Origin of the sequence: Bacteroides mucinivorans (genome assembly GCF_034654355.2) — a bacterium.
In the GTDB taxonomy this organism is placed as follows: domain Bacteria; phylum Bacteroidota; class Bacteroidia; order Bacteroidales; family Bacteroidaceae; genus Bacteroides; species Bacteroides nordii.
Genome location: NZ_CP178179.1, coordinates 4091983 through 4113326, shown reverse-complemented (window position 1 = coordinate 4113326; position 21344 = coordinate 4091983). Strand labels below are relative to the sequence as shown.

Below are 21344 nucleotides of genomic sequence, written 5' to 3'. Positions count from 1 at the left end.
GAAATAAAGCTATGAGCGAAGAAATAAAGAACTATAGGAAAACTTAATGCATGAATAAAAGCGATAGTGAGTGCTTCACACTTTCCTTTCCTGAAGCAAAAGGTCTCGTCATTTCAGGCGATGTGTATGGAGACTTTAATCAGTTGGTTTTTAAGCTCTGTGTGCAATACCGGATGAGAGACACACTGCTAATTGTAGCTGGTGATTGCGGATTTGGCTTTGAAAAGAGAGAAAGCTATGAGAACATGGTGAGACGGAATGTCAAGCGCATGAATGAAGCCAACAACTGGATTGTGTTTGTGCGTGGTAACCATGATAATCCGGCATATTTTGACGGTTGTGCATTTAGATATAAACGATTTGTAGCTGTGCCAGACTATGCCATTATTCAAGCTTGCTCTCACACTATACTTTGCGTGGGCGGAGCTATCTCTATTGATCGTCAATACCGCATGAATACATGGAAAGGTAAGTTGAAATACTTAAAAGCAGGAGGTAATGCAACAGATGCTTTAGCAAGGAATATATATTGGAAGAACGAAGCTCCACTCTATGATGAAAAGAAAATGGGAGCTATTTGTTCGCAATTTACTATAGATACGGTGATTACTCACACATCTCCCTCTTTCTGTGAACTATTCACGAAAGGAAATCTTCACCATTGGATACAAAACGATGATACTCTGCTTGATGACGTAGAAGCAGAACGGGCAGCTATGGATAAGCTACACGAACAACTCGTCTGGGATCATCACCCTGTATCACATTGGTTTTATGGCCACTTCCATCAGAGTTGGCATAACTCAATTGATGGAATATTGTTTCGAATGCTCGACATTATGGAGTTCTGCTCAATGTACTGATTGTAAAAAAGCTAAAGTAAACTATGGATAAATTGCCTACATATCAAGAATTACTTGCGATTAATAGACAATTGGTGGCTGAAAACGAACAGCTTCGTAAAGAGAATGCGAAATTGGGTGAGTTGGTTAAAAGCATTGTAGAGGTTGGTGAAGAAACGAAAAGCATAGAGACAAATTCCGATTCTAAAGACACTAAACCTGTATTTCAGGAAAAGAAATTAATTGTAACATCTTGCTTGTCTTTGGAAGAAAAAGTCACTTTATTCAGCAGCTTATTCAAGGGGCGGGAAGATGTATTTGCAAAGAGATGGTATAGTAAGGCTAGTGGAAAATCGGGATATCAGCCAGTATGTTTGAATGAGTGGAATCGTCAATTTTGTAATAAGAAGAAATATAAGTGTGCACAGTGTCCGAACCGGCATTTTAAGAATTTGGAGTATGAAGATATTTATAAGCATCTTGAAGGAAAGGATACAGACGGGTGCGATGTAATAGGGATCTATGTTGTTCTGAATGGCAATCAATGCAATTTCTTGTGTGTAGACTTTGATGACAAACAGTGCGCTCATGGCTATAAGAATGATGTCTTGGTATTTGTCGATGTTTGTAAAAGTTGGGATATACCTTGTTCTATAGAACGTTCTCGTTCTGGGAATGGTGCCCATGTGTGGATTTTCTTTAAAGAACCATTGGTGGCTATTAAGGCGCGCAAATTAGGTAATGCAATATTAACAGAGGCGATGAATCGAGATGGTAGGGTTTCTTTGAAATCCTATGATAGAGTTTTTCCCAGTCAGGATTATCTTCCGGAAGGTGGTTTAGGTAATTTAGTCGCTCTGCCACTTCAAGGGAAAGCCAGAAAGAATGGAAATAGTGTATTCGTAGATGAGACTTTTACTCCGTTTGAAGAGCAATGGGCGTATTTATTGAATGTGGAGAAAGTTTCGGAGCCTTTTATTGATGAGGTGTTGGCTCTTCATGGCTTGTCTTCAGAGTTGGGCGAATTGTCAACAACGAGTGAATCCAAACCTTGGGAAGCACCCGTGGCACAAAAGATAACAAATGAGGATTTCCCGAAAGAAGTAGTTTGTGTAAAATCGGATATGCTATATGTGTCTCTGGTAGGACTTTCGGGAAAGGTGCTCAATCACATTAAACGTATTGCTTCTTTCAAGAATCCGGAGTTTTATGCCAAACAGGGGATGAGATTGTCCACCTATAATATTCCCCGTATCATTTCATGTGCTGATATTTTAGAGGAATATGTAGCATTGCCTCGTGGATGCGAGGATGTCGTAGTGGAATTATTAATGAATAACCGTGTCCATTATCGCATGAAAGATGAGACGAATCTAGGGAAATCTATCTCGGTAAAGTTTAAAGGAGAATTACGTGAAGAACAAGATGCTGCTATAGCCAGTTTGATGGCTCATAATACAGGTGTGTTAAATGGAACGACAGCATTTGGAAAAACCGTGACTGCTATAGGTCTGATCTCCAAGCGTAAAGTAAATACATTGATTCTTGTGCATACGAAGGCGTTGCTTGAACAATGGAAATCTCGCTTGGAGGAGTTTCTGGATATTGATTATGTCGAGGAGCATACTTCTCATAAGCGTGGACGTAAGATTGCGTTTTCTCCTTTTGGTACACTCGATTCAAATGGAAACAGGCTTCGTGGGATGGTTGATATAGTATTGATACAATCATGTTTTGACGATAAGGAGGTAAGGCCATTTGTAAGAGATTATGGGATGGTGATAGTAGACGAGTGTCATCATGTCTCGGCTGTGAATTTTGAGCATGTTTTGAAGCGTTGTAATGCTCGTTATGTGTATGGATTAACGGCAACTCCCATCCGTAAAGATGGTCATCAACCGATCATCTTTATGCAATGCGGTCCCATTCGATACTCTGCCGATGCTAAAATGCAGATGGCTTCACAAACATTTGAGCGTCTGCTTATTCCACGTTTTACTTCTTATCGTGAATTGGCGGACGACAAAACGATGTACATACAAATACTACAAAGGATGGTCGATGACGATTATCGAAACCGGCTTATAGCAGCTGATGTGTGTAAAGTATTGGATGAAGGGAGGTCGCCAATTGTTTTAACCAGTCTTACTTCGCATGTAGTGATATTGTCGGCTATGCTTGCTGACTGTTGCAAGAATGTTATTACGCTTATAGGCTCTGAATCGGTGAAAGAGAAACGGTTGAAGATGGAACACCTGCAAAACGTACCTAAAGAAGAGACACTCGTGATTATAGCCACAGGGAAATATGTCGGTGAGGGATTTGACTGTCCGCGTCTTGATACCTTATTTCTTGCATTACCTATTTCGTGGAAAGGGATAGTAGCACAATATGCCGGTCGCTTGCATCGTAACTATCCGGGAAAGGAACTCGTTCAGGTTTATGATTATATTGATATCCATGTTCCTATGTGCGATGTGATGTACAAACGTCGGTTGAAAGGCTATGCGTCTGTTGGGTATAAGATTCAACAGAATGATTCGAAAGATCTTTTTGGTATCGGTCAAGGCGTTATTTTTAATGGAAAGAATTATCAGAATCTGTTTTTTGCTGATTTATCAAAAGCCTCTAAGTCTGTCATTATATCGGCCACTAAATTGTGGTTTGCGAAACGTGCTCCAATTCTTGAATTGTTAGCCGATCTTTCTGCACGGGGTGTAGAAGTTATTGTGTTCACGCGCCAACTTTCAGACAAGGATAAGATATTACTAAATGGCGTACAAGTAAACATGAAAGAAAAGTTGTCGCTTCATGCTGCGATTATTGATAAATCCATTGTTTGGTACGGTAGTGTGAACTATCTTGGTTACAACGCGGAGGATGATAATGCAATAAAGATTGCGGATTCTTTTATTGCAGAAGAGGTAATAAAAATCTTGTATGAATGATAATGCCTAGTCTTTTTTTCTCCGGTTGCAACCCCTAATCTACTTTATACTCATAGTATATATCATACAAGGTATCAGGAAATCCCCATCCGCAATCCTCTACTGATTTCAGCATCCTTTCAATCCGCTTACTAAATTGCTTTGTGTATCCTAATTGAGCGATTAGCTCCATTGCCTTGGCGAAGTTCGTTTCTAACGTGGTATAATATTGCTCCCACATATCACCGTACATACTGGTCATTTCACATCCAGTTTCGATGTAATATAGCATTAGATCTGCCAGGCAAGCCGGATGTGGCTTTAGTTTCTTGAAATCGGATATCGCCTTGCGGCAAATATTGAAACGGCATTTAGGCTCTCCGCGTCTTGGAAAGAACTCGTCACGGATGATTCTTTTGTATTCTTCCAATTTCTCATCCTCATTTGGGTTGAGGTAAAACTCCAGATATTCCTTTGCTTCCTTACGAGCATCGTAAAGTTCTAGCATCACTTCGATAATCTGCTCCTTATTCAGAGCGAAAAGGTGTTTTTTGAGTTGAGCTTTTGACATGATTGCTATGTTTTTACGTATTTCTGCAAATATACACATTATTTTTATACTATCAGGTATATCACATTATAATGTGATTATAGTCCAACTTGTCCACTAATAGTATCCTGGCATCTTTAAAATCATAATAAAATGTGATTTAAGCGTTGCTTTTAGAAAAATGCACTATCTTTGCAGTATAAATCACAATATAGTGTGAATATGGATAATCAGATAAACTCATTACGGGTCACTATTGGGGAACAGATACGTCTCCGTAGAAAAGAACTTATGATTACGCAGCCTGACTTGGCAGATATTGCAGGTATCAGTATTAATACGCTATACAAAATTGAGCGTGGACAAGCAAACCCGACCATTGAGGTGCTGGGTAAGATTTTAGATGTGCTGGGACTGGAAATTACTGTGGGTGTCAAACAACTAAATCGATAAATTATGCGAAGTGCAAAAGTCTATATGAAGGGTATTGAAGCCGGAACTCTAACCGAGAACGATAATGGGAGTTATTCGTTTGAGTATGAATCGGAGTATTTTGCCAACACCTTGATGCCGGAGGTGAGCTTGACATTGCCCAAAACGGAGATAAAGTTTACGAGCGATTATCTATTTCCGTTCTTCTTTAGTTTACTATCTGAAGGAGCAAACAAAGAGGCTCAATGCCGATTGTTGAAAATTGATGAGAAAGATTATTTTGGACTTCTTCTCGCCACCACATCGCACGACACAATAGGAGCAGTAACACTAAAACCGATTGAATGATGAAACTGACACATTGCCCATCAACTCTTGTGGAAGGGTATGAAACCTATTCTCCTGTTGCCCAGAGAAATCTTTTTGCAGGCAAAAAGGTATCGCATATCCTTCCTTATGATTCTCCGGAGAAGAACGAAGAGGATAATGAGAAGTTTATAGAGAATATAGAACATATCTCTATTTCAGGAGTACAAGATAAGGAGGTTTGCCTTGTTGAAAAAGGCAAGATACGTCTGTCGCAAAAGGGAGAGCAAAGTACACATATCTTAAAGCCGATCCCACTCAGTCGTTTGCGACGAGTGAAGGAGATTCCCGCGAACGAGAATCTGACGATGCAAATTGCTTCACAGGTTTACGGAATTGAGACAGCTGCCAATGGCTTGTGCTTTTTCCAAACAGGTGAGTCAGCTTATATTACTAAACGTTTTGATGTTGGAGTAGGAGGCGTAAAGCTGCGCAAAGAAGACTTTTCTTCGTTGGCTGGTTTGATGCCCGCAAATGGTGGAAGTAACTATAAGTATGAATACAGCTACGAAGAACTGGCCGAGCTAATACAGCGATATATCCCTGCTTGGCGTATTGAAATTGAGAAGTATTTTAAAGTTGTACTTTTCAACTTTCTGTTCTCAAACGGTGATGCTCATTTGAAGAATTTCTCTGTGCTCGAAACTTCAAGAGGTGATTTTCGATTGGCTCCGGCTTATGACTTGTTGAATACGCACCTGCATGTTGATGATAGTGATTTCGCTTTGAGTCGCGGTTTGTTTCGCGAGGGAGATAAATCGGAATTCTTGAAATTTAACGGTAAGGCGAATGGGCGATCTTTCAAAGAGTTTGGAAAGCGTATTGGAATCAATGAAAAACGGGTGGCTGAGATAATAATTCAATTTACTACTCGATACTCACAAATCGAACAACTTATAGAAGCCTCATTTCTATTACCTAGCACCAAGGAAACCTATTTGGCAGATTATCGTCAACGTAGAAATAGGCTCAAAGATATGAAGTGAGAATTTAGAAATTACATTCTTTTTACTAACCAAGTAGTTTTCTGCATCGTATTCTATCTGCACAGATCACTTTTCCCGAATAATATCTTCGACTCTAAACTCAAAAAACATACCTGTTTAGTGGCTCTCAAATCGGGATTTTTCTATTTCTCCGTTTGACTTGCCAAAACCTCGTCCTTTTGAAGGAGATTTCGGCGTTTTTGATGATTGTCTGCCTGATGGGTGGGGATTGCTGATTTACATTATGTCTTCTCTGTTGTAATCAATACCATTATATTAGGGATAATACATAAAGCCGAATTTTTCGCTGTATTTAAAAGTACTATTATACGGCAAGTTTATTATAGATTTATGCGCATTACAGGTGAAATGGCACCTTTTAAAAGTGCGTATTGCAGGTAGTAAATATGGATTTTTATTTGCGTATTGCAGAAAAAATCATTAATTTTGTATATGAATGAGATGATAAACATTGAATGGTATGATATTCAAACGTAAATTATATGACAAACTGCTTGTCTGGAAACAGCAAGCGGCAGGCACTAAGGCGCTTCTGATAGAAGGCGCCCGACGGATAGGCAAATCCACTCTTGTGGAAGAGTTCGCAAAGAATGAATATCGGAGCTATCTTATGATAGATTTCAACAAAGTTAGTGACTCGGTTATTTCGGCCTTTAACAATTATATGAATGATCTCGACACCTTTTTCCTTATTCTTTCTTCGGAATATGGTGTGAGGCTTTATCCAAAAGAATCCATTATCATATTTGATGAGATACAACAGTTTCCGAAAGCTCGGCAAGCGATAAAGTATCTGGTCGCAGATGGACGGTTCGACTATATAGAGACGGGCTCGCTAATCTCCATAAAGGAGAATGTAAATGATATTACCATTCCTTCTGAAGAAAGGACACTGCTTATGTACCCCATGGACTTTGAGGAGTTTGCTTGGGCTATGAATGAAGAGCCATTGATGGTATATATCCGCCAATGCTTTGTTAAAAAGGTACCTTTGGAGCAGGGGATTCACGCCAAGGCTATGCTGCTGTTCCGCCAATACATGATTGTGGGCGGTATGCCGAAAAGCCTGTCGGCGTATCTGGAGAACAACCGGAACTTCGAAATGGCCGATATGGAAAAAAGAGACATACTGACACTGTACCGGAATGATATAAAGAAGATAAAGTCTGGCTACAGGTCGAGTGTACTAAGTATATTTGACCAGATTCCGGCTTTTCTTTCGCGTTCCGAAAGACGTGTAGTGATGAATCGCATTGAAAAGGGGGCGAGCTTTCCAAAATATCATGATACTTTCTTTTGGCTCTCCGATTCGATGATTGCCAATGAATGCTTTAACTGCTCGGACCCTAACGTGGGACTTTCGCTGAATGAAGACAGGACATATGTGAAATGTTATATGGGAGATACCGGACTACTTATCAGCCATACGTTTGATGAGAATGAGATCTCTGACGGAGAACTTTACCGGGAAATCTTATTGGGAAAACTGTCGGTGAACGAGGGTATGTTCTACGAGAACGTAATTGCCCAGATGTTGGTGGCTGCCGGGCACAAACTGTACTTCTACACGCGATACAATCAAGAGAAGCATCGCAACGACATGGAAATAGATTTTATCCTGTCGAACCACAGCAAACTGAAATATAAAATATTTCCGATAGAGGTGAAATCGAATGATAAATATTCCATCCGTTCTCTTACCCGGTTCAACGAGAGTTTTCGTCAGCCTATAGGAGGGAGCTATGTGATTCATCCTAAAAACCTAAGTGTAAGGGAAGGGGTAGTGTATCTACCTGCCTATATGACTTTCTGTTTGTAGCATATTCATTCTTGTAATCACCATTTTGCACACAATCATTCCAGTTTGATTATGTGCAGAGAAGGCTTATCATTCATTTGTATATTTGTACTGTTAATTGTAAATGCTTTGTGTGAAAAAATACTTACTTCTTTCGTGTAACGTAAGCGATCGGGCAACTCCGTATTGTTAGACTTGCCATTTTTGCTCATTTTTAATGTTATACTTCGCTTTATTTCTCCCGATTTCTGTCAACTATCGTAAACCATTGTCAACCATTGTCAACTTTCTCTACGACCTTTCCAACCAGTTTTCAGTTGCAAACCTCCGAGACCCAAATACGGTACAAAAATGAGCTGAAAAACAAGTATTAACGATAACCATCACTAATACGAGCAAAAAGAAAGGCGCTCTTTACAGAACGCCTTATCAATCAATAGTAATATATGCTAATCGTTGGTAATCACCAATTATTTCCCGATGCAAAAATGCTGAAATATATTTTGAAGTACCATATCGTTTGTTACCTCTCCTGCTATATCCGACAGGTGGAAGATACATTCTCGTATATCCTGTGCTAAAAAATCTCCGGAAATATTCGCATCCAATCCGTTTTGTACTCGGTGTATGGCATCCAGTGCACGGGATAGAGCCTCATAATGGCGAACATTTGTGACGATTACATCATTTTGTGTGATCGTTGGGAGGTGGGCGGCTTCGATCAGTGTTTGTTGTAATTCGTCAGTACCTGATCGTTGTCTTGCAGAAATAAAGATTGAACTCACGTCTTCTTTGGAGAAACTTGATAGAAGAGAAATTATATCTTTCTTTTGTTCTTCTCTGATCAGGTCAGATTTATTAAATACTACGATCAGATGTTTATTTTGGCAACGTGGGAGAATTTTACCTGAAAGCTCTTCCATTTGTGATTTCGCGTCTGTTGCATCAATCATCCAAAGCACAATTTCGGCCTGATCCAGTTTCTGGAAGGTACGTTCAATACCCAAACTCTCGATAGTATCATTAGTCTCACGAATTCCGGCAGTATCTATAAAGCGGAAAGTGATGCCACCTATGTTTACAGTATCTTCAATGACATCACGGGTTGTGCCGTGAATATCACTGACGATGGCTTTATCTTCATTCAACAGAACATTCAATAGGGTCGATTTTCCTGCATTGGTTTCACCTATAATAGCTACCGGAACACCATTTTTTATAGCATTTCCTACACTGAACGAATGAACCAGGCGAGTGATAACCTGTTCTATCCCATCTGCTAAATGGCGTAATGCGGAACGGTCTGCAAACTCCACATCTTCTTCACTGAAATCCAGCTCGAGTTCGATCATAGATGTGAAGTCGAGAAGTTTTCCACGGAGGTCAGCTAATTCTTTACTAAAGCCGCCACGCATCTGGCTCATGGCTAAACGGTGGGTAGCAGCAGAGGTTGAAGCAATCAGGTCTGCCACAGCTTCTGCCTGGCTGAGGTCCATCTTGCCGTTCAAAAAAGCTCTTTGTGTATATTCTCCGGGTTGAGCCATACGACAGCCGTTTTTGATAAGCAGTTGCATCACCTGCTGAAGAATATAGGTAGAGCCATGACACGTAATTTCAGTACTGTCCTCCCCAGTATAGGAGTGGGGGGCACGAAACAAGCTGACAAGTACTTCATCCACAATCTCTTTCTCATTGTATATATGTCCGAAAGTTAATGTATATGGCTTTTTATCAGATAGTTGCTTCCCTACTTTAGCTGGAGTGAAAATACGTTCAGTAATAGTTATGGCATCGGGACCAGAGACGCGGATACTTCCGATAGCTCCTCCTTGGGCGGTGGCTATAGCACAAATGGTGTCTTGATTCATTATTTTTTCATTTTGAAAGGCAAAGATAGGATTTTCTGTAGAAAAAAGGAATAACTTTTAATGCAAGTTATTCTTTATTATTCTTATCTTTGCTATCCATACAACAAAACAAAATGTACTTTTATGATAGCTGAAGCTGATTCTTTTTTCAAAGAAGAATATATTGAAAAACTAAGAGACAAATTTCAAAAAATGACCTCTGTTTTGTCTGCACACCAAATTGCACTGTGGGAATATGATATTGCAACAGGTGAATGTAGTTTTACAGATGACTACTTTCGTATATTAGGATTAAAAGAGGCAGGTATCATTTTTAAAGATATTGATGATTTCTATCGGTATGCCTATCCGGAGGACATTGTTCCTTACCGGAATGCTTTCTCCCGCATGCTCGATTCTGAAACAAAAACGTCCCAGATACGGGTACGTTGTATCGGTAATAAAGGGCAAGTTATTTGGCTGGAAGACCACTTCCTTTCTTATCAGAAAGATAAAGATGGATATCCGGAAAAGATAATAGCCTATACTATCAATGTTACTTCGCAATGTGAAAAAGAGCAGCACATAAGACGTCTGGAAGCAAGAAACCGGAAAGTGATTGAAGCTTTGCCGGAGTTTATATTTATTTTTGATGATAACTTTTTCATCACTGATGTGCTGATGGCATCCGATACTGTGTTACTTCATCCGGTAGAGGTGTTGAAAGGAGCTGACGGACGTTCTATTTACAATCCGGAAGTAAGTGACTTATTTATTCGTAATATACACGAGTGCCTGAAAGAAGGGCGGTTAAAAGAGATTGAGTATCCGCTGGATGCTGAAGATGGCAGGCATTATTTCCAAGCTCGTATCGCCCCATTTGAAGATAATAAAGTCTTGGCTTTAATTCATGATATCGGAGAGCGGGTGCAACATGCCCAGGAACTGATTGAAGCCAAAAGAAAAGCGGAAGAGGCAGATCGTATGAAATCTGTTTTCTTGGCTAATATGAGTCATGAGATCCGTACTCCCTTGAATGCTATTGTTGGCTTTGCCGAAATTATAGCTTTGACAGAAGCTCAGGAGGAAAAAGAAGAATACATTGGTATCATTCGGAAAAATAGCAATGTGTTGCTCCAATTGATCAATGATATCCTCGATTTATCACGTATTGAGTCCGGCAAATCAGAGATACATTTTCAACTGGTGGAGATGACTTCACTGATTGATGAAGTTGAGAAAGTACACCGGTTAAAAATCAGCGATGAAATTGAGTTAAGAGTTACACGTCCGCAAGAGAAAATATGGATTACAACCGATCGTAACCGGGTTACTCAGATATTATTTAATTTTCTGTCGAATGCCATTAAGAACACCAGGCAGGGATGTATTACAATCGGAATGTGTGTGGAGAAAGATTGGCTGAAACTGTTTGTCAGTGATACCGGATGTGGAATTCCCAAAGAGAAACTTCCCCTGATATTTACCCGTTTTGAGAAACTGAATGATTTTGTACAAGGTACTGGGTTGGGGTTATCCATCTGTCAGAGTCTTGTAGAGCGTCTTGGCGGGAAAATAAATGTAGAATCCGAAGTAGGCGAGGGGAGTACCTTTGCTATGTATTTACCTTACCAGCAGGTAGACTTAACCATTACTGAATCTGATTATCAGGAGGGACGGAAGCGGATATTGGTAGCAGAAGATGTAGAAACCAACTTTATGCAGATCAATGCTTTGCTAAAGAAAGATTATACTCTTTCGTGGGTGACAAATGGTGAAGAGGCTGTGAACCGTTTCTTGCATGAGAAACCAGATCTGATACTGATGGATATTCGTATGCCGGTGATGAATGGTATTAAAGCCACAGAGAAAATCCGTGCGGTATCTGCTGATATTCCGATCATAGCCGTGACGGCAAATGCTTTCTATATAGAACAGAAGCAGGCGCTTGCTGCGGGGTGCAATGAGGTTGTCTCCAAACCTTATTCAATAGAACAGCTGAAAAGTACGATCGAAAAGTACCTCTGATTACTTTTTTATATTACAACAATTTGAAATGTAACGTGTTATACTATTGATAAAATAATAAATTGAACACTCAAATAATTTGTAATATGAAGAAGATAGTATTGATAGGGGCCAGTGGTTTTGTAGGTTCGGCTATCCTTAATGAAGCTTTGAATCGTGATTTTCATGTGACGGCCGTAGTTCGTAATCCGGACAAGATAAAAATCGAGAATGAACATTTAGTAGTCAAGAAAGCAGATGTTTCTTCTCTCGATGAGGTTTATGAAGTCTGTAAGGGAGCCGATGCTGTGATCAGTGCCTTTAATCCCGGATGGGATAATCCCAATATATATGATGAAACAATTAAAGTTTATCTGACAATAATTGATGGAGTAAAAAAATCAGGCGTGAACCGTTTTCTGATGGTAGGTGGTGCTGGTTCGTTGTTTATTGCTCCGGGTCTCCGTCTGGTCGATTCTGGTGAAGTTCCTGAGAAGTTATTGCCGGGAGTCAAAGCTTTGAGCGATTTTTATCTTAATTTCCTGAAAAAAGAAAAAGAAATAGATTGGGTATTCTTCTCACCGGCTGCTGATATGGCGCCAGGCGTACGTACAGGCAGATATCGTTTAGGCAAAGATGATATGGTTGTAGATGTAGTGGGTAATAGTCATATTTCGGTGCAGGATTATGCAGCAGCTATGATTGACGAGTTAGAGAAACCGGCACATCATCAGGAACGTTTTACCATAGGGTATTGACCGGACGATGGCTTTCCAGAAAGTTTAGATAGAGTCTGGCACATGCCCGGGCATCAGAGAGGGCTTCGTGATGGGTGAGATCAATGTTTTGCCGTTGACAGCAAGCACTCAGATTGGCAGGTTTATAGCCTAAAGAGCGATAGATACGCAGAGTACATTCCCAACGTTCGGGCAGTAATAACTCATCATAATCAAGCTGGTACATACGCATGGTACGTTTCAACACATTGCGGTCAAATTGTTCATTGTGAGCAACAACTGTTTTACCTTGTAACCGTTTCCGTACTTCAGGATAAATGGCATGAAACCCCGGTAATGATTCGGTCATATCCGGAGTGATGCCATGTACAAGGATATTTGATCGCCAATATACGTTTTCGGGCGGTTGGATCAGACTATAATACTCATCTGTAATCACTCCGTCTGTAACGGTGACAATGCCTACCGAACAGGCACTTTCCATATAGCCTGTAGCTGTCTCAAAGTCGATGGCGGCAAATGATAAATTCATTAGATTCTGTCAAGAACGGTTTTTATCAGTGTATCAATGGTGTTTTTATATCCCGTATTCGCTTCTTTAATAAGGCGGTTGGCAATTACCATGCAAACGGTCATCGCTCTGTGTCCCATTAATCTGGATAATCCGGCAAGCGCAGAGCTTTCCATTTCGAAATTGGTTATTTTGAAACCATTGTATTCAAACTTTTCAATTTTATCATTTTGATTAGGATCAGCCAAAGGAACCCGCAGTTCACGTCCCTGAGGGCCGAAGAAGCCACCGGCAGCGATTGTAACACCACGTACCATGTCTTCTTTAGCAATACGGTCAATCAGTTCCGCATTTGCATCAATCACATAAGGGGCAGGTGCACACATATTGCCCGACCATCCCATATGGTTCAGGAAGGCGCGTTCAAAAGCGAGATCACAGACTGCATTTCTACCGTCGTAGAAGTTGAGCAGGCCATCAAAACCAATTGATTTTTGTGAACAAACAAAGGTGCCAACCGGAGTATTGGGTTGCAAGCCCCCACAAGTACCGATACGTACCAGTTCCAGTGAGCGGAGATGTTCTTTTTCTTCACGGGTCTGAAAGTCGATGTTTGCCAATGCGTCCAGTTCATTCATTACAATATCAATATTGTCGCAACCAATACCGGTGGAAACAACGGTAATACGTTTACCTTTATAAGTTCCGGTGATGGTTTTAAACTCGCGGCTTTCCACTTCAAATTCTTTTTTGTCGAAGTGAGAAGCTACGAGTGCTACTCGCCCGGGATCTCCAACAAGTATTACTTTGTCTGCCAGTTGTTCGGGTTTTACATGAAGATGGAATACTGAACCGTCTTCGTTGATTATCAACTCTGAGGAAGGAAAATACTTTTTCATGCTGTTCAAAGATTTAGTTATAAACAAGTTCTTAATAAAATAACACAGAGTTCCACAAAGTGTTTATTAAAAGTGAAACTCTATGGAACTCCGTGTACATTATTGTGAGCAGGCTAATCGCTCAGTGGTTTATTACTGTTTCCACCCATTGGTTTTGCTATGTTGTCCCGCATGGATGTATCAGCCTGGATATTTTTCATTTTATAGTAATCCATAATACCGAGGTTTCCGCTACGGAAAGCCTCTGCCATTGCCTTCGGAACTTCCGCTTCGGCCTGAATCACATTGGCACGTGCCTCTTCTGCTTTTGCTTTCATTTCCTGTTCGGTAGCTACGGCCATCGCACGGCGTTCTTCTGCTTTTGCCTGCGCAATGTTTTTATCTGCATTTGCCTGATCTATCTGTAGAGCTGCACCGATGTTTTTACCTATATCAATATCGGCAATATCAATTGACAGGATTTCAAAAGCTGTTCCTGCATCCAGACCTTTACGAAGTACTAATTTGGAGATAGAATCCGGATTTTCGAGTACCGACTTGTGGTTTTCCGAAGAACCGATAGACGAAACGATACCTTCACCTACGCGGGCCAGGATTGTATCTTCACCTGCACCACCCACAAGCTGCTTAATGCTGGCACGTACGGTTACACGTGCTTTGGCTATGAGCTGGATACCATCTTTTGCTACAGCTGTAACAGGAGGTGTATCGATTACTTTCGGATTAACAGACATTTGAACAGCCTCAAACACATCACGTCCGGCAAGGTCGATAGCCGTAGCCATCTGGAAGGTGAGTTCGATGTTTGCTTTAGAAGCGGAAACCAACGCATGAACTACTCTCTCTACATGTCCTCCGGCCAGATAATGGGCTTCAAGTTCGTCACGGGTAATATTACTCAGGCCGGCTTTGTGGGCTTCAATCATGCCCGGTACAATAATATACGGCGGAACATTACGGATGCGCATCAAGAAAAGTTGTACCAGCGAGATGTTTACTCCCGAAACCTTGGCTGACAGCCAAAGGAAGAATGGTACGTAATGAAAGAAAAGAACCAGGAGAATAATACCTCCCGCTATCAGTAAGATAGTCAGATACATTGGTTCGACGTTCATAATGAGTTTTGAATTAAGTGAATATTATGATTTCTGTTTTTCTACAAAAATAGTTCCGTCTGTGATTCGGTTAACTACTATCGGTGTCTTTTCATCCAGTAGCCCGTCCATCGATTTTACTTCTATGATGTTACCGTCGATATCTGCATAACCAATTTGTGCCAGTCGGGTAGTGGTAATTCCTGTGTCACCTACTTTTACTTTATTGGCGGCACTTCGGTCTACTTTGGATGTAATGTCTTTTTTTAAAGCCAGTTTGTCCAGCGTTTTTGATCGCATAAACCATACGAGAGAACCGATGCATGCGATTCCTGATACCACCAAAGTGATAAATCCTGCACCCGTACCCATATAGGCGAAAGCATAATAATTGGCATAAATGATGCAACCCAGTGCTCCGAAGCCTGCCACGCTAATTCCCGGGATAACAAACAGTTCTACCAGAAAAAGTATTACTGCGGCAATAATGAGTACAACGATTATCAGTACATCCATAGTTTTGTTATTTTAGATTTTGTTTTTCTGTATTGCGTATGTCGATAGCCTCCTTGTCCAGTTCGCGGATCATTTGTTCTACCCGTTTTTCAAGATCAAGGATAGATGGAGCCATTTTTGTTTTTTCTTCTTTATTGGCACGTGCATACCACTGACGCTGACTGTCCAGTTTGCTTTCCTGCTGGCGATAGTCTTTTTCCTTCTGCTGGTATTTCTTAAACTGTTCTTTTGCCTGTGGAGATTTGAAATCGTCCAGGTGATAATACGTTGTGTTATCATCAATGATGAATTCAAAGTCGGCCACAAATTGTTCTTGTGGCTTATGATTAATAGCAGCTTCCAGTCTTTTTCTGGCATTGCTTACCTCTTGTTTGTCTTTCCAGGTTGTTTTTAATGATTTAAGTTGGGCCAGAGCTATGATTTGTTTTGGGTCCATTGCTTCATAATTGTACACCTGTTTTGATTCGTTCGGGATGAATACATACACACACACCTTACCATCCGGCTGATAACGGTCTGAGGCAAACCATCCCAGGTTGTTGTATTCGTCGATGACGTACATATAGTCATTATAAGGCGAATTGAAAGGCATGCCTACATTTTCGGGGCTAAGATAGGTATCCGTATTTGTGTTATAGCGCGTCACGAAAATGTCATATCCACCCATAGATCCTTCTCCGTCCGAAGCATAGTAGATCGTTACTCCGTCTGTCAGTACGTATGGATAGTTTGTATTGCCTGAAGCATTAATACTTCCCGGCAACTCCATACCTTTACTCCATTCGTTCAGTAATTTATTCTTTGATAGAATATTGAGCAGTCCTTTTTTATCTTTTTCGCCGTAGTATATTTTATTTGCGAGTTCTGTTTCGTAAACAGTCCCCGGATGTTCTCCCTCTGTTTTGAAAAAGCTGTTGTATGAAAACAGTTTACCCGATTCTTCGCTGATTTTATATGCATCAAGAAAGTTCGCTTTATCTACAACAAAGCTGTCAATCACGCATACTTCTTCCACACCTTTCAGCATGCGAAGGTTGGATTTTGCTTTTTCCAATAATTTTTCAGCTTCTTCAATCGGTCTTTTTTTCTTAGTAAGATCTTCTATGTAAGCTTCATAGTTTTTAATAGCTTCATCAAAGCGATACAGGTCATTGTAATTCTCGGCCAAATAAAGCTGGCCGGTAGGAACGCGTTTTTTTACTGCCAGTTCCAGATATTTCAACGCCTTGTCCGGTTCTCCGGTTTTCAGACAACAGACACCGTACCATAGGTTATAATTACCATTGGCAGCTTGAGATTTGACGTATTTTTCAAAGACAGGTTTGGCTTGATCGTATTGTCCTTTATTAAACATTGTCTTTGCCTGCTCCAGCGTCTGTGCAGATATACCTGTGAGAATCAGACAGAAAAGAAAGAATAAAATATGCTTTTTCTTCATATAGGGTCTTGGCTTGTTATTCAGAAGTTCAAAAATACAAATTAATCGCGAATATTCCTTTTTTAAGTTATTCTATTATGTTAATTCTTCTTTAAATCATTCTTTTCACTTACTTTTGCAGCCAATTTTTGAAGATATGACAAAGTTTACAGAAGAAGAGCAAATTTTGCGCCGCATTGAGCGCCGGTTTAATAAAGGTGTAGTGCAATATAACCTGATAGAGGAGGGCGATAAAATTCTTATCGGTTTGTCGGGAGGAAAAGATTCGCTGGCCTTGATCGAACTGTTGGGAAGGCGGGCACGTATCTTCAAACCCCGCTTTTCGGTGGTAGCGGTGCACGTCGTGATGAAGAATATTCCTTACCAGAGTAATCTGGAATATTTGCGGGCACATGCCGAAACATTTGGAGTACCTTTGGTGGTATATGAAACTTCGTTCGATCCTTCTACCGATACCCGTAAATCTCCTTGTTTCCTTTGTTCCTGGAACAGGCGAAAAGCCCTTTTTACGGTTGCCAAAGAGCAGGGATGCAATAAGATAGCTTTAGGGCACCACATGGATGATATTCTGGAAACATTGTTGATGAACCTTACTTATCAGGGAGCTTTTAGTACGATGCCTCCACGATTGGTGATGAAGAAGTTTGATATGACAATTATACGCCCGATGTGCCTGGTACATGAGGCTGATTTAATAGAACTGGCTGCTTTACACGCCTACCAGAAGCAAGTGAAAAATTGCCCTTATGAATCTCAGTCAAGCCGTAGCGATATGAAAGGAATACTGCATCAGCTTGAAGCTATGAATCCAGAAGCACGGTATAGCTTATGGGGGAGTATGACGAATGTACAGGAAGATTTGTTGCCCGACAAAATAGAATAACTGATTAAAACAGAAATAGATATGAAAGGATTATATACTGTGTTACTATTAATAGTATCCAATATATTTATGACATTTGCCTGGTATGGCCATTTGAAAATGAAACAGGAGTATTCCTGGTTTGCTACGCTTCCGCTTATTGGTGTTATTGCTTTTAGCTGGGCAATCGCTTTTTTTGAATATACTTTTCAAATTCCGGCCAATCGTTTGGGATTCAGTGGAAACGGAGGGCCTTTTAGTTTGATGCAATTGAAAATTATACAGGAAGTGATAACTTTGGTTATTTTTACCGTTTTTACTACAGTCTTGTTTAAAGGTGAGTCATTGCATTGGAATCATTTAGCAGCTTTTGTCTGTCTGATATTAGCAGTGTATTTTGTTTTTATGAAATAGCTCAGTTTAACATATGACTTTAACATTTTAAACCATTGCTGCAAGATTGTACATATTTGTAGTATAAGAGTGTACACTTTAGTATAACAAGAGTGTACAACTTTATATACTAAGAATGTACACTCTTTCATCTCTTAAGGTAGGGTACTTTTATTGGCTTAAAATCAGTATGTTATATGTAGATAAATAATACCTCTTTATTCCGAAATCTATTTCCTGAAGTATCTGTAATTGCTTTTTTAATAACTATCTGCTTATATACTTCTTCATCCCTTCTGTGAAGAATGTTTTGAACTCTCCGTTCTCACCGCTGTATATAAAACAAGCATCAATCTCCGGATTTGCATTGGCAAAAGCTTCTGCTTCTTTTAGTCCCATAACCATAAAAGCAGTGGCAAGAGCGTCGGCTGTCATACAATCTTTGGCAATGACGGTGGCAGATAAAATGTTATGCTGTACCGGATATCCTGTTCTCGGATCAATGGTGTGTGCATATTTCTTTCCATCTTTATAGTAGAAGTTGCGATAATTGCCCGATGTAGCAAGACCTACGTCTGTCAGTTCGAGAATCGTCTGTATTTCCTGATTGACGGACAGTGAATCATCTATGGGCTTATTAATGCCGATACGCCACAGGCCATTGCGTGAGTTTTTTCCTTTGGCAACTATTTCGCCGCCTATATCTATCATATAGTTTTGAATGCCTTTGCTATCGAGCAAATGGGCCACCACGTCTACGGAGTATCCCTTGGCTACTGCACTGCAACTGAGCATAATGCGAGGGTCTTCTTTTACTACCTTGCCATCAACCAGTTTTACTCTTCTGTAGTCAGTGATTTGCAGCAAGCTGTCCACCATCATAGAATCGGGAAATGCTCCTTGTTTGAAACCAAATCCCCAGGCATTTGCCAGTGGGGCTATGGTGATGTCGAAAGCACCACCGGTCTCTTTGGAGATTTCCATAGAACGGTTGAAGCAGGTTTGGAAAAAGCTATCCGTTATAATGTCTTCGTTCCGGTTCACGCGGGAAATCACTGATGTGTCATTGAATGGAGACAACGAAGCATCAAAACGCTTTAACTCAGCTTCTATTTCTGGCTTTAGATCACCCTCATATTGATAGGTAATATTATAAATTGTACCGAAGACCAAACCATTAATACTGTTGTAGGGTACGTTGTTTTTACGTACCAGTATCCAGATGGTAGCCAGCAGGAGTATTCCTAACCAGATAAAACTTTTCTTCGCTTTCATATCTGTTTTTATTTAGCTGAAAAATAAATGTTCAATTAATATTTTGATTCCGATAATTATCAGTATTACACCTCCCCATAACTCGGCACGTAGCTTTCGTGCAATGCCACAGCCGCATTTAATACCGAATAACAATCCTATTAATGACACTGCGAATGAAACGAATCCAACGATACCGATAGGAGGGAGGATCTCGGAGAAATCCCGGATGCCCAGAAAGGCAAAAGAAACACCTATGGCTAAAGCATCGATGCTTGTGGCTATTGCCATGGTTAACACAACTTTCAGGCTGGCAGGATTAAATTCTTTGCGGCATTCTTCATCTTTGAATGATTCTAGAATCATGCGTCCACCTAAAAATGAAAGGATTGCAAAAGCAATCCAATGGTCTACACTCTCAATGAGGTGGCTGAATGCACTGGCGCCTATCCAGCCCAGAAATGGCATTAATGCCTGGAAGAATCCGAAGAAAAAAGCCATGACCAGCATGGGACGCCATTGAATCCGTTTTAAAATAATACCGCTTGCAATAGAAACAGCGAAACAGTCCATCGCCAAACCAATTGCAAGCAGCCAAATCTCTAATCCTGTCATTGTGTTTAATAAGGTAGTTTATATATCAGAGTGTATGTCACTCCCATGTTGTTGGAACCATATTTCCCGAATCCGGGCACCATCCACGGGTTACCATATTCGCTAACCGAGGCGGAGAGTTTATACTTCATTCGTAACGCCCAGCCCATATAGAAATTCTTGTATATCTGTACTTTTACGCCTGCCACAAATTCCATCCACTGCATAGTCGCTTTTTGTCCGGGGTGATCATAGGGAACACTACCTCCCCAGATGATATCTCCGAGACTAGGATTCTCATATTCACCGCCAAATGCCGGATCTTTCATCGGCATGCTGTTGATATCATATTTCATATGACTGAACCCGTAACGAAGGCCGACATACAAAAAACTATTCTTCTCCTTTTTCTTGGACATCGTGTTATAATCTACTCCGATGCGGAAGAAAGGGGCTGAACTTTTATAGTGAATACCGGTATCGTTCCATGAATCAGTGGTGCTGAAACCAATTTCAGCAGTAGGGAGAAACATGTTTTTCAGATTCACTACTATATCCACTTCAGAACTCAGAAAATCATTTCCGAAGAGTTTGCTACCCAGACCGTATAAGTCTACGCCAATATACGTGCCGTTGTAAAGGGGAACTTCTTCTTTGGGTTCCTCTTTCACGTTCTTTTTCTGATCTCTTTTGGGAGTGGGATTGACGTAGGGCCGTTGTTGGTTCTGCGCCGAAATCTCCAATGAAAAGAGTAGAAACAGACTAATCGCGATTGCGGTAGAGTAACTTAAGATTTTCTGTCCCATCAGTATTGGCTTGTTTATTAGGTATTTGGATCGTATCTAATTCTAAACGGCTGTATTTTAATCCGACGATACTTTGTTTCATGCTATATCCACACTCCATTGACTCAAAGTAGGGCACATTATGTTGTTTGATATAGATGGTATCACACAATGTCCGATCTTCTCTATACGCATAGTAGAAAATGAATATGGTGGAATCTGAGGCATATCGCAGCGGCAGCGTTAGAGTATGTACCTTTTTTTGATTGTTGATAATGATAGAATCTGTACCGAGTGCGGTTACCGTCAGAGAGTCGAGTGTATCGTTTACGATCTCATCTTTAATATTTTTGGTATAGAGCGTACAATTGATCATAGCACGTCCGGCAATAGAGCAATCACTGTCTTCAGAGCATGAGGTGTGTAGTCCGATACCAACACTTGCAATGAGGAGGACCAGGAACAGTCGGATTAAATTCTTCATA

The 21344-nt window shown here is 40.5% G+C and carries 21 protein-coding genes and 1 pseudogene; 11 read left to right on the top strand and 11 right to left on the bottom strand.

The genetic code is table 11. From position 1 onward, the window contains the following. Positions 1 to 50 precede the first annotated feature (50 nt). Positions 51 to 863, top strand: a complete 813-nt coding sequence (locus tag VCM39_RS15720; RefSeq protein WP_322932880.1) for a metallophosphoesterase — start codon at positions 51 to 53, stop codon at positions 861 to 863. A gap of 23 nt (positions 864 to 886) precedes the next feature. Further along, a complete protein-coding gene (locus VCM39_RS15715) occupies positions 887 to 3790 on the top strand; it encodes a TOTE conflict system archaeo-eukaryotic primase domain-containing protein (protein WP_322932881.1) in 2904 nt (967 codons plus the stop codon). Positions 3791 to 3824: 34 nt separating this feature from the next. Here the strand turns inward: VCM39_RS15715 and VCM39_RS15710 are convergent, their stop codons facing one another. After that, positions 3825 to 4340 (bottom strand): DUF6155 family protein, encoded by a 516-nt coding sequence (locus VCM39_RS15710; protein ID WP_167963291.1) that lies wholly within the window; start codon positions 4338 to 4340, stop codon positions 3825 to 3827. A gap of 171 nt (positions 4341 to 4511) precedes the next feature. Between VCM39_RS15710 and VCM39_RS15705 the strand changes: the two genes are divergently transcribed. From VCM39_RS15705 to VCM39_RS15685, 5 genes and pseudogenes are all read left to right on the top strand, one after another. Continuing rightward, a complete protein-coding gene (locus tag VCM39_RS15705; protein ID WP_322932882.1) occupies positions 4512 to 4772 on the top strand; it encodes a helix-turn-helix domain-containing protein in 261 nt (86 codons plus the stop codon). A gap of 3 nt (positions 4773 to 4775) precedes the next feature. Further along, entirely contained in the window at positions 4776 to 5099 is a 324-nt protein-coding gene (locus VCM39_RS15700; protein WP_320970122.1) for a HipA N-terminal domain-containing protein, read from the top strand. Further along, positions 5096 to 6103, top strand: a complete 1008-nt coding sequence (locus VCM39_RS15695) for a type II toxin-antitoxin system HipA family toxin (protein ID WP_167963295.1) — start codon at positions 5096 to 5098, stop codon at positions 6101 to 6103. The genes VCM39_RS15700 and VCM39_RS15695 overlap by 4 nt, the downstream gene beginning before the upstream one ends. Positions 6104 to 6224: 121 nt before the next feature. Then, positions 6225 to 6341: pseudogene (locus tag VCM39_RS15690) on the top strand (type II toxin-antitoxin system HipA family toxin); the annotation flags it as partial. 243 nt (positions 6342 to 6584) lie between these two features. Then, positions 6585 to 7943, top strand: a complete 1359-nt coding sequence (locus VCM39_RS15685) for an ATP-binding protein (RefSeq protein WP_322932883.1) — start codon at positions 6585 to 6587, stop codon at positions 7941 to 7943. A gap of 449 nt (positions 7944 to 8392) precedes the next feature. On the opposite strand, the gene mnmE is transcribed toward VCM39_RS15685, so the two are convergent. Further along, positions 8393 to 9790, bottom strand: coding sequence for a tRNA uridine-5-carboxymethylaminomethyl(34) synthesis GTPase MnmE (gene mnmE / locus VCM39_RS15680; protein ID WP_221648621.1), 1398 nt, complete (start codon positions 9788 to 9790; stop codon positions 8393 to 8395). A gap of 123 nt (positions 9791 to 9913) precedes the next feature. Between mnmE and VCM39_RS15675 the strand changes: the two genes are divergently transcribed. Further along, positions 9914 to 11797 carry an ATP-binding protein gene (locus VCM39_RS15675; protein WP_289293410.1) on the top strand — a complete coding sequence of 628 codons (1884 nt, stop codon included), beginning with the start codon at positions 9914 to 9916 and terminating at the stop codon, positions 11795 to 11797. Positions 11798 to 11883: 86 nt separating this feature from the next. Beyond that, positions 11884 to 12534: an NAD(P)-dependent oxidoreductase gene (locus VCM39_RS15670; RefSeq protein ID WP_221648619.1), complete on the top strand. Its 651-nt coding sequence runs from the start codon at positions 11884 to 11886 to the stop codon at positions 12532 to 12534. On the opposite strand, the gene VCM39_RS15665 is transcribed toward VCM39_RS15670, so the two are convergent. From VCM39_RS15665 to VCM39_RS15645, 5 genes are all read right to left on the bottom strand, one after another. Beyond that, the gene (locus VCM39_RS15665; RefSeq protein WP_221648618.1) at positions 12518 to 13045 is read right to left on the bottom strand and encodes a 3'-5' exonuclease; all 528 of its coding nucleotides are present in this window, start codon (positions 13043 to 13045) and stop codon (positions 12518 to 12520) included. The genes VCM39_RS15670 and VCM39_RS15665 overlap by 17 nt on opposite strands. Further along, positions 13045 to 13923, bottom strand: coding sequence for a nucleoside phosphorylase (locus VCM39_RS15660; RefSeq protein WP_221648617.1), 879 nt, complete (start codon positions 13921 to 13923; stop codon positions 13045 to 13047). Before VCM39_RS15660 ends, VCM39_RS15665 begins: the two co-directional genes overlap by 1 nt. A 113-nt stretch (positions 13924 to 14036) precedes the next feature. Continuing rightward, on the bottom strand, positions 14037 to 15038 hold the full coding sequence (floA, locus tag VCM39_RS15655) for a flotillin-like protein FloA (RefSeq protein ID WP_007484590.1): 1002 nt from the start codon (positions 15036 to 15038) through the stop codon (positions 14037 to 14039). 24 nt (positions 15039 to 15062) lie between these two features. Beyond that, complete coding sequence (locus tag VCM39_RS15650) at positions 15063 to 15533, bottom strand: NfeD family protein (RefSeq protein WP_002562060.1); 471 nt, start codon at positions 15531 to 15533, stop codon at positions 15063 to 15065. 7 nt (positions 15534 to 15540) lie between these two features. Next, complete coding sequence (locus VCM39_RS15645) at positions 15541 to 16971, bottom strand: tetratricopeptide repeat protein (RefSeq protein ID WP_322932884.1); 1431 nt, start codon at positions 16969 to 16971, stop codon at positions 15541 to 15543. A 136-nt stretch (positions 16972 to 17107) separates the two neighbouring features. Here VCM39_RS15645 and VCM39_RS15640 point away from each other — a divergent pair, with 136 nt between their 5' ends. Beyond that, entirely contained in the window at positions 17108 to 17854 is a 747-nt protein-coding gene (locus VCM39_RS15640; RefSeq protein WP_221648615.1) for an ATP-binding protein, read from the top strand. Between the two features lie 21 nt (positions 17855 to 17875). After that, a complete protein-coding gene (locus VCM39_RS15635; RefSeq protein WP_002562057.1) occupies positions 17876 to 18247 on the top strand; it encodes a DMT family protein in 372 nt (123 codons plus the stop codon). Between the two features lie 246 nt (positions 18248 to 18493). Here the strand turns inward: VCM39_RS15635 and VCM39_RS15630 are convergent, their stop codons facing one another. From VCM39_RS15630 to VCM39_RS15615, 4 genes are read right to left on the bottom strand one after another with little or no spacing between them, the layout of a single operon-like run. Continuing rightward, positions 18494 to 19501, bottom strand: a complete 1008-nt coding sequence (locus VCM39_RS15630; RefSeq protein WP_221648614.1) for an FAD:protein FMN transferase — start codon at positions 19499 to 19501, stop codon at positions 18494 to 18496. A 12-nt stretch (positions 19502 to 19513) separates the two neighbouring features. Next, positions 19514 to 20095, bottom strand: a complete 582-nt coding sequence (locus VCM39_RS15625) for a manganese efflux pump MntP family protein (protein WP_323673981.1) — start codon at positions 20093 to 20095, stop codon at positions 19514 to 19516. Positions 20096 to 20100: 5 nt separating this feature from the next. Continuing rightward, the gene (locus tag VCM39_RS15620) at positions 20101 to 20880 is read right to left on the bottom strand and encodes a DUF6048 family protein (protein ID WP_289290970.1); all 780 of its coding nucleotides are present in this window, start codon (positions 20878 to 20880) and stop codon (positions 20101 to 20103) included. Beyond that, positions 20837 to 21343 carry a DUF6452 family protein gene (locus VCM39_RS15615; protein WP_221648611.1) on the bottom strand — a complete coding sequence of 169 codons (507 nt, stop codon included), beginning with the start codon at positions 21341 to 21343 and terminating at the stop codon, positions 20837 to 20839. Before VCM39_RS15615 ends, VCM39_RS15620 begins: the two co-directional genes overlap by 44 nt. Position 21344: the final 1 nt, after the last annotated feature.

Excerpts from the sequence above, each read along its gene's own strand:
- VCM39_RS15720 (WP_322932880.1), top strand. The coding sequence starts at position 51 with ATGAATAAAAGCGATAGTGAGTGCTTCACACTTTCCTTTCCTGAAGCA.
- VCM39_RS15715 (WP_322932881.1), top strand. The coding sequence starts at position 887 with ATGGATAAATTGCCTACATATCAAGAATTACTTGCGATTAATAGACAA.
- VCM39_RS15710 (WP_167963291.1), bottom strand. The coding sequence starts at position 4,340 with ATGTCAAAAGCTCAACTCAAAAAACACCTTTTCGCTCTGAATAAGGAG.
- VCM39_RS15700 (WP_320970122.1), top strand. The coding sequence starts at position 4,776 with ATGCGAAGTGCAAAAGTCTATATGAAGGGTATTGAAGCCGGAACTCTA.
- VCM39_RS15695 (WP_167963295.1), top strand. The coding sequence starts at position 5,096 with ATGATGAAACTGACACATTGCCCATCAACTCTTGTGGAAGGGTATGAA.
- VCM39_RS15685 (WP_322932883.1), top strand. The coding sequence starts at position 6,585 with ATGATATTCAAACGTAAATTATATGACAAACTGCTTGTCTGGAAACAG.
- mnmE (WP_221648621.1), bottom strand. The coding sequence starts at position 9,790 with ATGAATCAAGACACCATTTGTGCTATAGCCACCGCCCAAGGAGGAGCT.
- VCM39_RS15675 (WP_289293410.1), top strand. The coding sequence starts at position 9,914 with ATGATAGCTGAAGCTGATTCTTTTTTCAAAGAAGAATATATTGAAAAA.
- VCM39_RS15670 (WP_221648619.1), top strand. The coding sequence starts at position 11,884 with ATGAAGAAGATAGTATTGATAGGGGCCAGTGGTTTTGTAGGTTCGGCT.
- VCM39_RS15665 (WP_221648618.1), bottom strand. The coding sequence starts at position 13,045 with ATGAATTTATCATTTGCCGCCATCGACTTTGAGACAGCTACAGGCTAT.
- VCM39_RS15660 (WP_221648617.1), bottom strand. The coding sequence starts at position 13,923 with ATGAAAAAGTATTTTCCTTCCTCAGAGTTGATAATCAACGAAGACGGT.
- floA (WP_007484590.1), bottom strand. The coding sequence starts at position 15,038 with ATGAACGTCGAACCAATGTATCTGACTATCTTACTGATAGCGGGAGGT.
- VCM39_RS15650 (WP_002562060.1), bottom strand. The coding sequence starts at position 15,533 with ATGGATGTACTGATAATCGTTGTACTCATTATTGCCGCAGTAATACTT.
- VCM39_RS15645 (WP_322932884.1), bottom strand. The coding sequence starts at position 16,971 with ATGAAGAAAAAGCATATTTTATTCTTTCTTTTCTGTCTGATTCTCACA.
- VCM39_RS15640 (WP_221648615.1), top strand. The coding sequence starts at position 17,108 with ATGACAAAGTTTACAGAAGAAGAGCAAATTTTGCGCCGCATTGAGCGC.
- VCM39_RS15635 (WP_002562057.1), top strand. The coding sequence starts at position 17,876 with ATGAAAGGATTATATACTGTGTTACTATTAATAGTATCCAATATATTT.
- VCM39_RS15630 (WP_221648614.1), bottom strand. The coding sequence starts at position 19,501 with ATGAAAGCGAAGAAAAGTTTTATCTGGTTAGGAATACTCCTGCTGGCT.
- VCM39_RS15625 (WP_323673981.1), bottom strand. The coding sequence starts at position 20,095 with ATGACAGGATTAGAGATTTGGCTGCTTGCAATTGGTTTGGCGATGGAC.
- VCM39_RS15620 (WP_289290970.1), bottom strand. The coding sequence starts at position 20,880 with ATGGGACAGAAAATCTTAAGTTACTCTACCGCAATCGCGATTAGTCTG.
- VCM39_RS15615 (WP_221648611.1), bottom strand. The coding sequence starts at position 21,343 with ATGAAGAATTTAATCCGACTGTTCCTGGTCCTCCTCATTGCAAGTGTT.